Genomic DNA, 12,691 nt, shown 5'->3' with positions numbered 1-12,691 from the left:
AAACTTACACTTTACACATTCATTCTTTGCAATTCTTTCATTGTATTATTTAATTTTGTAGGAAATGGTACGTCCACTTCAATTTCTTCTTTCGTAATTGGATGCAAGAAATGAATCTTCATCGCATGTAATGCTTGCCCGGACATATATTTCGTTTGTCCACCATATAATACATCGCCAACTAACGGATTACCATTATAGCTCATATGAACACGAATTTGATGTGTTCTACCTGTTTCTAATTGTAACGTTACGAGCGTAGCATTTTGTTTTTTAAAATACTTCTCCACTTTATAATATGTTATAGCTTGGTCTCCCTTTGGGGAAACACGTCGTCTCGTCGCATGATGGCGATCTCTTCCAATAGCTGCGTCAATTGTTCCTTGTTTCTTCTTTACTTTCCCTTCCACAAGCGCCGCATATGTTCTTTTAATTTTTCGTTCCATTAATAAACGATCCATAATTGCACCAGCAATTCTATGCTTAGCAAACACGACACCACCTGTCGTATCTTTATCTAACCGATGAATATGACGAACCTTTGTCTCTAAACCTTGCATTTGAAAATGAAAGGCAACAAGGTTTGCAAGTGTTCCCGTTCCACCTTTTTCAGCAGGATGCGTATCCATTTGCTCTGGTTTATTTACAATGAGTACGTGATCGTCTTCATATACTACATCTAATTCCCCGTATTCAGGCTCTACATCGTATTCTTCTTCCATAAACATATGAACTTGTAACTTATCGCCCTCTTTTAAAAGCTCATTCCATCTCCTCTGTTCTCCGTTAACGGTAACACCTTTTTCCATACGAAGCTGATGTAACAACTTTTTCGGTATTTCCCATTCTATTTTTAATAACGAATCAATACTTATGCCATTCCATTTAGCTGGAACAGTAATTTCGCACCATTCGCCCTTTTTCTTCGTTTCCATACTATATCACCTTATTTCTATTGATTCTCTCATTGTAACGGAAAACACAATTTGATGCACCGTCAAAAATAGAGGACAGTCTTATAGTAGACTGTCCTCTCACGCTCTACGCCGTTTCATTTCCTGCAATACTTCTTCCGCTTTTTGCTCATACGATAAATCTTTAAAGAAATCCGCCAATCTTTTATAATCATTATACGTATCTAATAAATCATCCATCTTTTCTACTTTCATCACTTGTTGTTTTTGCTTCATTTTTACTGGATAACGATAGCCCGATATTTCTTGTATTTTGTAATACTCATCCTCTACTTGAATGACCTTTACAAGTTCCTCCTCTTCCGCATCCATCGTATACCCATCAAAATCTCTAAGTAATTCATAAATGATATGAGTCCATTCATCTTTTGGATAAAATCCTTTTTCTAACCGATAACCGACAATGCGATACATATGCCCATCGTTTTCTGCAAACTGTACTGTATCATTTAGCTTAAACTTAAAATAACGAAACATTGCCTTCACCTACTTATATGTAATGTTCTTATCACATACTATTTGCAAAATGTAGGTCTTGCTATTCATAAAAAAATACTCATCTTATAGATGAGTATTTTTTACGATGATTTTTCTCTTTTCTTTCGAAATGGCAACCACCAGTTCCAGTCTCCAAACAATTTCATTAAACTCGGTACAAGCATAAGACGAATAATTGTTGCATCAAGAAATATCGCTAACGCAACGCCAAGCCCCATTTGCCGTACTGGTAAAATATCAGTAAAGGCGAACGCACCCGTTACAACAATCATAATTAAAGCAGCTGATGTAATGATTCTACTTGTTGACACAAGTCCTTCTAACGTCGCTTGATCGTTATCTCCTGTTTCTTCATATAACTCATGAATACGCGAAATAAGAAAGACTTCATAATCCATGCTAAGCCCAAATACAAGGCCGAAAATGAAGATTGGTAAAACGAATAGAACAGGACTCGCTTCTAAACCAAAATGACCACCTTCAAATAACCAAACAACAATTCCAATTGTTGCGCTTAAACTAAGTATATTCATAATAATCGCCTTAATCGGAATGAGTATAGATCGGAATGCAAATAATAATATAACAAAGGTTGATCCAAATATAACAGACATACCAATTGCAACTTTATCTTTTATTTCATCTTCTAACTCTTGTTGGAACGTCGTCATTCCGCCTAAATAATACGTAACATCTGTTTCTTTATAATTTTGTTTAAAATCACGAACCCACTGTTTAGCAGTTTCAGTACGCGGTTTCGTTTTCAAAAAGACTTCTATCGTCGTCTTATTCCCTTTCGTATATGCTTCAAATACAGGAGCTAGTTTTGCTGCTTCTGGTGACTGTAGCATTCCCGCAACTTGATCTGCTTTCATTCCAGTCAGCCCGTCGTATAAACTTCTTACTTCATGCACTTTCTTATCGTCTTTTAATTTTCGAACGACTTCTTCTATCTTTTGTAAACTTTCTTTTTCTTTCATATCTTTTTTCGTCTCTACCAATAACGTAACATCAGCATGTGTTTTTGCAGTTTTATTAAATGCTTCTTCGTACTTCTCATATGCCATTCTTGTATCACTTTGTTTAGGTAGAGCTTCCACGTCAGGGAACTGTAAATTTGCAGTACGTAACGGCAATAAGCAAATAACAATAAATAGTGTAACAACAATAATCATCGCAATTGGATGTTTCATTACAAATTGTGCAAATTTACGCCACGCCTTTGCCGGCGTATGTGCTACTTGATTCTTTTTTAATATTCGTTTACCAATTAATGATAATAGCGCTGGAAGAAGTGTAAGTGAGAATAAAATACTCATAATCACAACAATCATTCCGCTAATTGCGACAGACTGAATATAATCGATCTTAAAGAAAAACAAACCGGATAATCCAACAAATACACATAATCCTGAAAATACGATCGCACGCCCTGCTGTCTGATATGTAATTGCTATCGCTTCTTTTACCGTTCGCTTTGCAACTTCCTCTCGAAAGCGATTTACAAATAACAGCGCAAAATCAATAGATAGCGCCAGTCCGATCATCGGTGCAACATTTAACACAAAAATAGATAGTTCCTTATCGCTACCTATAAAGTATAATATTCCCATCGTACTAATAACACTAAGTGCCCCATTTACAATTGGTAAAATAGATGCCAAAAGACTACCAAATGAAAATAGTAATACGAGAAATGCAATTGGCAGACCAATCATTTCTGCTACTTTTAAATCATTTTGCGTTCTTTCATTAATCTCTTGATTAATTTTTGGAAATCCTGTAGGCGTTACTTTTAACGCTGCATTACTTTCCTTTTCGATTTTATCAGCAAATTGTAATGTCTTTTCCATTCGTTCCTTATTTGTTTTCCCGGAAAATAAAATTGTCGCATAACCGATATCATCTTGTAACATTTCTTTATTTTGTATTGGGTGATGGAAAGATTCATATGTCTCTTTCTCTTGTACATTTTTTACAATTCCCTCTACTTGCTTTTGAAATTCCTCATGTGAAGCACCCTTATTTTTTTCAAAAACGAGTAGAAGTGTATCTTGAGACCTCTTAAAATCTTTATCTAAAATTTCTTTCGTTTTTTGATAGTCCCCTTCCGTTTGGAAGCCATCACCACCTAACACTCCCGGCAGCTTTGGAGCGAAAATACCGAGTGCTACCGCAAGCAATAATAACGCCACAATTACTGTATAACGAAACTGATACAAAAAAGCTCCTAACTTCCCCCACTTATCTACTTTATGTACATTTGTTTTCACACATTTTCACCTACTTTAAATAATTCAATTGTCATTTATACTGTATCACATCTTCGTACAAACAAAAAACGTCTAGAAACACTATAATGATAGTTTTTCCAGACGTTTTTTTATCTCTCTTTATTAAGTCCCAATCTCTCCGTAAGTAAACGGTGACAGTAAATCGCCATAATTAACAAAATACCACCTACGCAATAACCAGCTAAAATATCAGTTGGATAATGTACATTTAAAATAACTCTACTTAATCCAATCGATACAATTACTATTCCCATCAAAATCGTTATAACATATTTCCCAGTTACACTCTTCAAATTCGCAGCAATGATATAAGCAAGAAATCCGAATGTCATAATAGATAACATTGCATGCCCACTAGGGAAGCTATATCCAAGTGCATCCAACGCTTCATTTAACGACGGACGCTCCCTTTTCACAATTTCTTTTATCCCTTTATTAACAAGATGTGTTATTAAAATGCCCATTGGATACACAATCATCGCAGCATAATAACGTTTTCTCCAAAAAACAAGTAAACTTATAACGAGCGTAGTTACGATCCCAATGGCAGACCCTAATTTTGTATAGTGTGAGAAAAATGTAAGCGAACCTTCTGTTTGTAATCCTTTTACTAATGATCGGACATATGTATCCATCACTGTAACGCCACCCGCATGTACTCGCCAAGCAACAATGCCAAATACAGCAAGTAATAAAACAATACATACTACCTCATATTGATGCAACTTCTTTTTCAAGCGATTTCCTCCTACTATGAAAAAAATGCGATTTCTATTTTAGAAACCGCATTTCCTTACTTATTTACCTTTTGTTTTTAACTCTGTCCAGTAACGATCATAGTCTTTTAGCTTATCGTCTACATCAACAAGCCATTCTGTACGATCTAATTCTTCTTTCGTTAAGAAGATCATATGATTATCACGATATTCTTTACTATGAAGAGGATGAGCTTTTTCATTCGGATTACTGTATCCAATTGACTCGTAGTTTTTCACACTTACTTTTTCATCTAATAAGTAGTTCATAAACTTCTCTGCAAGCTCTTTGTTTTTCGCACCTTTTGGAATCGCTAACGTGTCAGCCCAAATTGTGCCGCCTTCTTTTGGTACAACGTACTCTACATCTTTATTATCTTTTGCGATAAATGCTGCATCTCCAGACCAAACTGTTCCAATCCAAGCATCTTCTGTAATGAATTTTTGTTTAATATTATCTGTATCAAATGCTAATAAGTTTGGAAGTAGCTTCTGTAAATCAGTTGCTGCTGTCTTTAACTGTGCATCGTCTTTCGTGCTGTTTGAGAATCCGTGCTTCTTAAGACCCATTCCTAACACTTCACGAGAATCATTTAATAAAGTTACATGCCCTTTATATTTCTCATTCCATAGGTCAGCCCAGCTTGTAGGTGCTTCCTTCACATACTTTTTGTTGTATGCAATACCTGTTACGCCCCAAGTATATACTAAAGAATATTTATTTTCTGGATCAAACGCAGGTGTTTTGAAATTAGAAATCATGTTTTCGATATTCGGGATATTCTTTTTATCTAACGGCGCTAATAAATCCATTTTCGCCATTGTTTTAACCATGTAATCAGATGGCTGAATTAAATCATACTTCGCGCCACCTGCTTGTAATTTCGCAAGCATTTCTTCATTACTTGCATACTTATCATAGTTAATTTTCACGTTATATTTCTTTTCAAAATCTCTTAGCACTTGCTCATCAAAATTGTCAGCCCAGCTATAAATGTTTAACTCTTCTTTCTTTTCACCACAACCAGCAAGTACACCAGCAACAAGGCTAAAGCTAATTGCTGCGCCGGCTAATCTTTTTATTAATTTCATCGATTTATTACCCCCTCGTACTTTCTAGATCGTTCGTATTATAAAGGAAGGTGTCCTCCAGAGTTTTCTTCACCATCTGCACCTTTGTTACGGAAGATTTCAGATAGAACCATTAATCCTACGATAGCTACAATTAAAATTGTAGAAAGTGCATTAATTTCTGGTGATACTCCACGCTTAACCATACTGTAAATGTATAATGGCAATGTTGTTGATCCTGGTCCTGATACGAAGAAACTAATTACAAAATCATCAATTGATAATGTGAATGTTAATAATGCGGCTGAAATAACTCCTGGTGCAATTGCTGGGAACGTTACATAACGAAACGTTTGCCACGGCGTTGCTCCTAAATCATTCGCAGCCTCTTCTAAATCACGTCCCATACCAGAAAGACGTGCTGCTAAAATAACGACAACAAATGAAATACTAAATGTAATGTGCGCAATAATAATTGTTGTTTTACCCAGTTCCATACCTAATTGACTAAATAAGATAAGTAAAGATAGTCCCATTAAAATATCAGGGATTAAAATTGGTAAATATACAAGACCGTTAATAGCACCTTCATAACGATATTTGTAACGATGTAATGCAATCGCAAAAATCACACCAAGAACAGTCGTTACAATCGTCGTTACGATCGCAATCGTCATACTATTTACAAACGCATCAATAACATCTTGTTTTTGAAATAAATCTGTATACCAATGGAATGTAAAACCTTCCCATTCCGCATTAATGCGAGAATCATTGAAAGAATATACCATTAAAACCATCATTGGAAAATACAAGAACAATAAAATTAACCAAGAATAAGAAACTAAAAACTTCTTCATCTTTGCCTATTCCCCTCCGTTCCCATCATATTTATATACTTTCGTTGCACGATAATATAAGTAAATTAACAGAACAGAGAATAGAACAACAATCATAGATAACGCAGATCCAAACGGCCAATCACGCGCTCCTAAGAATTGATTTTGAATTACGTTTCCGATTAATGCTACTTTCGATCCACCCATAACGTCTGATACAACAAACATTCCGATAGAAGAAACAAATACTAAAATAGAACCAGTAGCAATCCCTGACATCGTCATTGGTACTGTAACATTCCAAAATGCCTTTACTGGTGTTGCTCCTAAATCATAAGCTGCTTCTAACTTACGCTTATCAAGCTGCTCAATCGCTGCATACACAGGTAAAATCATAAATGGTAATAAAGAATAGACCATTCCGAGTATTACAGAAGGAGTATTATATAGTAAATTTAAAGGTTCACTAATAATACCTAGTTTCAATAGCAATGTATTTACAAGACCTTGTGAACGTAAAATAACAATCCATGCGTATGAACGAACAAGAAAGTTAATCCAAAACGGGATCGTTGCCAATAATAAAAGAATCGAACGGTATTTACGATCAACAATCGTAATGGTATACGCAAATGGATAACCAATCAGTAAACAGATTACTGTTGTAATGACTGCGATCTTAACAGTTTCCCATAACGTCCCCATATATAATGGGTCAAATACACGCGCTATGTTCTCTAATGTAAATTGCATTTCCACTGTCCCATATGCTCCGCGCTGCATGAAGGCGAATGCCAATACAAACAGAAGTGGAATTAAGAAGAAGATTAACAGCCACGCGACTGTAGGTAGTGCGAGTAATTTCCCTTTTTTCAATTTAAGGTCACCTCGTCCTCTTGCTCCCAGCCTACGTATACATTATCTCCAATGCTCCACTGTGCTGCTTCTTCAGCAGTTTGATATGCCATTAGTAATTCTGATGTTTTCTCATCACGCACATAAAGCTTTTCCATATTTCCAACAAACTCGATGTCTTCAATATGTCCAAGATGGTATTCTTTTAAAATCGGCTCTTCAACCGAACGCACTTTTACATTTTCAGGGCGAATTGCTACATAGCCTTCCCCGTTTTTCACAATATTATTTTCACCGATAAATGTCGCAACGAACAACGTTTTCGGCTTATTGTAAATTTCTTTCGGCGTTCCGATTTGCTCAATATGTCCTTTATTCATAACAACGATACGATCACTCATGCTCATCGCTTCTTCTTGATCGTGCGTTACGTATATGAACGTAATTCCTAAATTACGTTGTAAGTTTTTCAATTCACGTTGCAAGTCTTTTCTTAACTTAAAGTCTAACGCCCCAAGTGGCTCATCTAGTAATAATACACGCGGGTTATTTACAATCGCTCTCGCAATTGCTACACGCTGCTGTTGTCCACCAGAAAGCTTTGCAGGTTTACGATTACGGAACTCAAGTAACTGCGTTAAACGCATTGCCTCTTCAGCACGCTCTTTCTGCTCTGCTGCCGGTACTTTCTGCATTTTCATACCGAAACAAATATTCTTCTCCACATTCATATGTGGGAATAGCGCATAATGTTGGAACACTAAGTTCATATGACGCTTATATGGTGGCAAATCGTTAATCTTTTCATCATCTAATAAAAGATTCCCTTTAGTTGGAGTTTCAAATCCTGCGATCATACGAAGTAATGTCGTTTTCCCGCAACCACTCGGTCCTAAAATTGTTAAAAATTCTCCCTCTTTAATATCTAAAGAAAGAGGTGGGATAATCACTTGACTTCCAAAATGTTTTTCTACTGCTTCAACTTTAATAATCTTTTTCATTTTCCCGTCCAATCTACCTTAAATTTTAATTTTTATATTCATGAATAAACATTTATGTTCTATAGACTATTTTTTGTTTCGATCCAAACAAAAATGGTTATTTAGCAGCGTTCTCTTCTATTCTATATGTAGTATGTTTGATTCATTTTCGCATGATACATATGTCGAACAGAAAAACCCCTTCCATTGCGAAGGGGCTATTATCATACGGCTACGCCTACTGATAAACACCATCATCATTTTAACAACTTTCGTATGAATTTTAAAGCACTTTTTGTAGAAGAGTAACGAATTTTCATATCAAATGCCGTAGATTGGGCTAAAATGCTTTTATAATGTGAAAAAGTCCGAAAACTTTCTTCTCCATGATAACTCCCTAATCCGCTACTTCCGACGCCCCCAAAAGGTAAATATGGCGTTGCAAGATGATAGACAACATCATTAATACAGCCTCCGCCATATGAAATATTACTCGTCACTTTCTTTTGTACTTCTTTATCTTCAGAAAATACATACAACGCTAACGGTTTCGGATGTTGCTGAATGGTGCCAATTACCTCTTCTATGTTGTCGTATTCTACAATTGGTAAAATCGGACCAAAAATTTCATCTTCCATCACAGCACTTTTCCATGTAACATTTGTTAACACTGTTGGTTCTATATGTAAAGTTTCTTTTTTATAGTTCCCGCCAATTACAGTTTTACCATCTTTCAAAAATGTACATAAACGTTCAAAATGACGCTCACTCACAATTCGTACGTAATTATCATTGTGCAGTGGATCTTTTCCATACTGCTCCGCAATTTCGTGTCGTAACGCATCGATTAACTGTTCTTTCACGGAAGTATGCACATACATATAATCAGGTGCTACACATGTCTGCCCAGCATTTAAAAATTTCCCCCACACAATTCGTCTTGCTGTTACATCTATTTTTGCATCTTTATGTACAATACAAGGGCTTTTTCCGCCAAGTTCTAACGTAAGCGGCGTCAACTGTTTCGCAGCTGCTTCCATGACAACTTTCCCAACTCCCACACTACCTGTAAAGAAAATATAATCAAATGGTTCCTTCAGCAAAGCTGTACTCTCTTCAACGCCACCTTCTACTACCGCTACGAGCTCTTCTTGGAATAATCCCTCTAACATTCTCGTAAGTACTTTGGAAACGTTTGGCGTTAACTCTGACGGCTTTAAAACGATTGTATTCCCAGTTGCCAGCGCTCCTACAAGCGGTGCAATCGCTAATTGAAACGGATAGTTCCACGGTGCAATAATAAGTGTCACACCGTACGGTTCAGGAACTACTTTCCCCTTCGATCCAAAATGAGTAAGTGCTGTTCGAACTCGCTTCGGTTTACTCCACGATGAAATATGCTTCAATTGAAAGGAAATTTCTTTTAATACATATCCAACTTCCGTTGTAAACGACTCGTGAACTGACTTATTTAAATCTAATTTCAATGCCTGAAATATTTCTTCTTCAAACCGCTGAATGCCTTCATAAAGCTTCTTCAAATTACTCTTTCTCGCTTCTATACTTCTCGTATGACCTTTTAAAAAATATTCCTTTTGTCTACTTACAATAGAAGAAACACTCATTCACTCACCCTCTCCCACTATTTTCATCCAATTCTTTCATTATTTATATAGGCTTCATATGAAACAAATTTCTATTCGTAAAGTTACATTATATATAATTTATTCTTTTATATAAAATTCATTGCTCACAAAAAAACTACCGAAAGAAAATCTCTCGGTAGTTTTACTGTATTAACGATATAAACGAACAGCACCTGCAGAATTATCATCAGCTTGTCCTACTACTTCAAACTTCAGGCCAAGATTCGGTAAAATACGTCCTGCATCTGGAATCTGTTTATTAATATACGTTTTCGAATCATCAAACTTTGGCACACCTGCTAAGCCATTATACGTATACGTTCCGCGCGTTGGAGATACAACTTTCCAAGCTGGCGTTTTATCAAATGAGAACGCCGCATCAGCGATTTGGAATCGTGTACTACTTTCAATTGTCGGTTTACCATTTAAATTTCCTACAATTGCTTCTGGATGAGAATCAACTACACCAAGGAAACCATGTCCTGGATGTAAACCAACCCAGTTATCTGTGTAAGCTGAGTCTGCATACCATACAACCATACCAGAGTTATATTCTGGACCGCGAGCAAATTTCAATGCGCTATCTGATCCAGTATGATTTCTCCACTCTACATAGTAGTTATGTTTTTTCTTCTCAGTTCCGTTAGAAACTGCGAAACCATCTAATTTAAATTGTGGTGTACCTTCTGCATCATCAGAGAATACTACTTTACCATCGACTGTTAATGAAGCATTATCAAGTAGGAAACCGTTTAATGCTAAACCACCGTCCGTAATGTACTCAAATGTTAATTTTACTTTCTTACCTTTGAATTGGCTTAAATCATATGATTTGTCAACCCATTTTCCATTTGTCGAATCTGCATTTCCACTATTTGCTTTCTCACCAAGTTTTTCAATTAGCGTTTTTTGACCATCTTCTGTTACAGCATGTACTTCAAGGAAATCATACTCTGCTTCGATTTCATATAACGATTTGAAATCAAATTTCGCATTCGTTGCATTCGTTAAATCGAACAGTGGTGTTTCTAGCGTTGTATGAAGATTGTCACCTTTTGTGCTGTAGTAATACTGCTTACCAAATGCTGGAGCAATCGTTTTTATATCTTTATCCGGTAAGTTGACACGAATCATACCTGGTCTTGCTGATTTCGTAACACTTTGGTCTAAATATGTTGCTAGACCGATACCTTTATTTAATTTCTCGTAATCTACTTCTACAATATTTGCCCAGTTACCACCAATTGTTTTTTGGAAATACTCTTTATTTTGTGGTGAGAAACTTGTTGGCGTTGTTCCTGCAATCTTACCAGCCCAGCTTCCGCCACTCATAACAGACCAAGCTTGAATTGGCTCACCATGACCCGTATAGTTTGTATCATATTCATCTGGAAGACCTAAATCATGACCATATTCATGTGCGAATACACCAACTGCGCCATCTTCTGGTTCAATTGTGTAGTCGAATGCTGCCATCTTTCCGCCCCAATATGGAACTTTCGCTTGTGTACCTTCAATTGCGAATGGCTTTGGTCCAACTGTCCAGCGATGTGACCAAATTGCATCATCACCTAATTTACCACCGCCTGCTTCCTGTCCAACACCCGCATGAATAATCATTAAGTGATCAATTAAACCGTCTGGTTGATTTTGATTTCCATCACCATTTACATCGTATTGATCGAACTGATCAAACTGTGATAAATCAAGTCCGCTATCTACAGCTGCTTTTAATGCATCTTTTACTAGATCACGTGGTCCTTTTGGTCCTTTATTATCATGACCTGTAGCAGCATCCGCACCGTAATCAGCAGCTTTACCAGGAACTGTTAACCATTTAGTAACCGTTCCGTCTACTGTGTAACTACCACCAGATTGCTCTTCGTAATATTGTTTAAACGTTTCGATTTTACTTCCATCCTCTAACTCGAATGGTTCATTACCGAATAACATTTTTTCATAATGTTCTTTGTTAAAATCGTCAGTATACATATAACCAGGTTCTTTATCAATATTGTTATGTTTAAAGTCAGCGTACTCTACAAGTAAAACGAGTACTTTATCTTTACGAACTTCACCGTTATATTCTTTTCCCTTTGCTGGAGAAGTTGGTACTTTACCATTTAGACCACCCTTAACTGGGCCTGTCGCTGCAGGTGTTCCTGTTGCTGGTTTGTCTAACTTTTCTTTCGTATCAGCTTTCGCATCTTTCACTTTCTTTAAAAAGTCAGATGCTTCTTTCGTAAGTGGGTCCCCATTTGATACTTCTTTCCCAGGATTTTCACCCTTTTTGTTCTCTACGTATTTTTCGACGGCTTTCTTTGTTTCTGTCTCTGAAGCCTTCGAATCAATTACCCCACGGTTTTTTAGCGCATTTGCTAAACGGTCTTCCGGAATTAAATGGTCATCGACTGGGCTCGTAGCTGTCTTATTCACAGGCGTTTCAGCATATGCAGATTGAGTACCAGCTCCGAACGAAAGGCCTAATACAGCTGTCAAAGCGATTGATGATAAAACTTTGAACGGTTTCTTGTTCATCCCTTATTTCCTCCCCTAATAAATAATATGTATTACAAATTGAATTTTATTAAAAATTCAATATTTTTTCAATATTTAGTCATATTATGTAATGTTTTTAATATATTTGTAAAAATTCCATAGTTAGCATACGAATATATCACAATTCAACAATGTTTTCTGAAAATATTGAAAATATTTGTCAGAAACTTTATAATCGCCATAGAGGGAATTTAATGGGGATTTTATCTTTGTTTTATCT

10 protein-coding genes are annotated in these 12,691 nt (G+C 36.3%); all 10 read right to left on the bottom strand.

Going from position 1 to position 12,691, the window contains the following annotated elements; genetic code table 11:
* Positions 1 to 11: 11 nt before the first annotated feature.
* The 10 genes from ACXY7N_RS05320 to inhA1 all read right to left on the bottom strand — a co-directional run bounded on the left by ACXY7N_RS05320 (position 12) and on the right by inhA1 (position 12,450).
* A complete protein-coding gene (locus ACXY7N_RS05320; protein WP_016088807.1) occupies positions 12 to 935 on the bottom strand; it encodes an RluA family pseudouridine synthase in 924 nt (307 codons plus the stop codon).
* 99 nt (positions 936 to 1,034) lie between these two features.
* On the bottom strand, positions 1,035 to 1,451 hold the full coding sequence (locus ACXY7N_RS05315; RefSeq protein WP_016088808.1) for a hypothetical protein: 417 nt from the start codon (positions 1,449 to 1,451) through the stop codon (positions 1,035 to 1,037).
* A 101-nt stretch (positions 1,452 to 1,552) separates the two neighbouring features.
* On the bottom strand, positions 1,553 to 3,745 hold the full coding sequence (locus tag ACXY7N_RS05310; protein ID WP_016088809.1) for an MMPL family transporter: 2,193 nt from the start codon (positions 3,743 to 3,745) through the stop codon (positions 1,553 to 1,555).
* 110 nt (positions 3,746 to 3,855) lie between these two features.
* Positions 3,856 to 4,503: a phosphatase PAP2 family protein gene (locus ACXY7N_RS05305; RefSeq protein WP_016088810.1), complete on the bottom strand. Its 648-nt coding sequence runs from the start codon at positions 4,501 to 4,503 to the stop codon at positions 3,856 to 3,858.
* 60 nt (positions 4,504 to 4,563) lie between these two features.
* The gene (potD, locus tag ACXY7N_RS05300; RefSeq protein WP_016088811.1) at positions 4,564 to 5,613 is read right to left on the bottom strand and encodes a spermidine/putrescine ABC transporter substrate-binding protein PotD; all 1,050 of its coding nucleotides are present in this window, start codon (positions 5,611 to 5,613) and stop codon (positions 4,564 to 4,566) included.
* Between the two features lie 38 nt (positions 5,614 to 5,651).
* Positions 5,652 to 6,452, bottom strand: a complete 801-nt coding sequence (gene potC / locus ACXY7N_RS05295) for a spermidine/putrescine ABC transporter permease PotC (RefSeq protein WP_000714199.1) — start codon at positions 6,450 to 6,452, stop codon at positions 5,652 to 5,654.
* Positions 6,453 to 6,458: 6 nt separating this feature from the next.
* Entirely contained in the window at positions 6,459 to 7,307 is an 849-nt protein-coding gene (gene potB, locus ACXY7N_RS05290) for a spermidine/putrescine ABC transporter permease PotB (protein ID WP_000715494.1), read from the bottom strand.
* Positions 7,304 to 8,287 carry a spermidine/putrescine ABC transporter ATP-binding protein PotA gene (gene potA, locus ACXY7N_RS05285; protein WP_016088812.1) on the bottom strand — a complete coding sequence of 328 codons (984 nt, stop codon included), beginning with the start codon at positions 8,285 to 8,287 and terminating at the stop codon, positions 7,304 to 7,306. Before potA ends, potB begins: the two co-directional genes overlap by 4 nt.
* Positions 8,288 to 8,523: 236 nt before the next feature.
* Positions 8,524 to 9,891 carry an aldehyde dehydrogenase gene (locus tag ACXY7N_RS05280; protein WP_016088813.1) on the bottom strand — a complete coding sequence of 456 codons (1,368 nt, stop codon included), beginning with the start codon at positions 9,889 to 9,891 and terminating at the stop codon, positions 8,524 to 8,526.
* A gap of 171 nt (positions 9,892 to 10,062) precedes the next feature.
* Positions 10,063 to 12,450, bottom strand: a complete 2,388-nt coding sequence (gene inhA1 / locus ACXY7N_RS05275) for a M6 family metalloprotease immune inhibitor InhA1 (protein WP_016088814.1) — start codon at positions 12,448 to 12,450, stop codon at positions 10,063 to 10,065.
* Positions 12,451 to 12,691 lie beyond the last annotated feature (241 nt).

It is taken from the genome of Bacillus sp. 5w2, assembly GCF_054353775.1.
The sequence above is the reverse complement of the archived record's forward strand: the minus strand, read 5'-3'. Positions and strand labels throughout refer to the sequence as shown.

Coding starts and splice junctions, on each gene's coding strand:
- ACXY7N_RS05320 (WP_016088807.1), bottom strand. CDS start 935: ATGGAAACGAAGAAAAAGGGCGAATGGTGCGAAATTACTGTTCCAGCT.
- ACXY7N_RS05315 (WP_016088808.1), bottom strand. CDS start 1,451: ATGTTTCGTTATTTTAAGTTTAAGCTAAATGATACAGTACAGTTTGCA.
- potD (WP_016088811.1), bottom strand. CDS start 5,613: ATGAAATTAATAAAAAGATTAGCCGGCGCAGCAATTAGCTTTAGCCTT.
- potC (WP_000714199.1), bottom strand. CDS start 6,452: ATGAAGAAGTTTTTAGTTTCTTATTCTTGGTTAATTTTATTGTTCTTG.
- potA (WP_016088812.1), bottom strand. CDS start 8,287: ATGAAAAAGATTATTAAAGTTGAAGCAGTAGAAAAACATTTTGGAAGT.
- ACXY7N_RS05280 (WP_016088813.1), bottom strand. CDS start 9,891: ATGAGTGTTTCTTCTATTGTAAGTAGACAAAAGGAATATTTTTTAAAA.
- inhA1 (WP_016088814.1), bottom strand. CDS start 12,450: ATGAACAAGAAACCGTTCAAAGTTTTATCATCAATCGCTTTGACAGCT.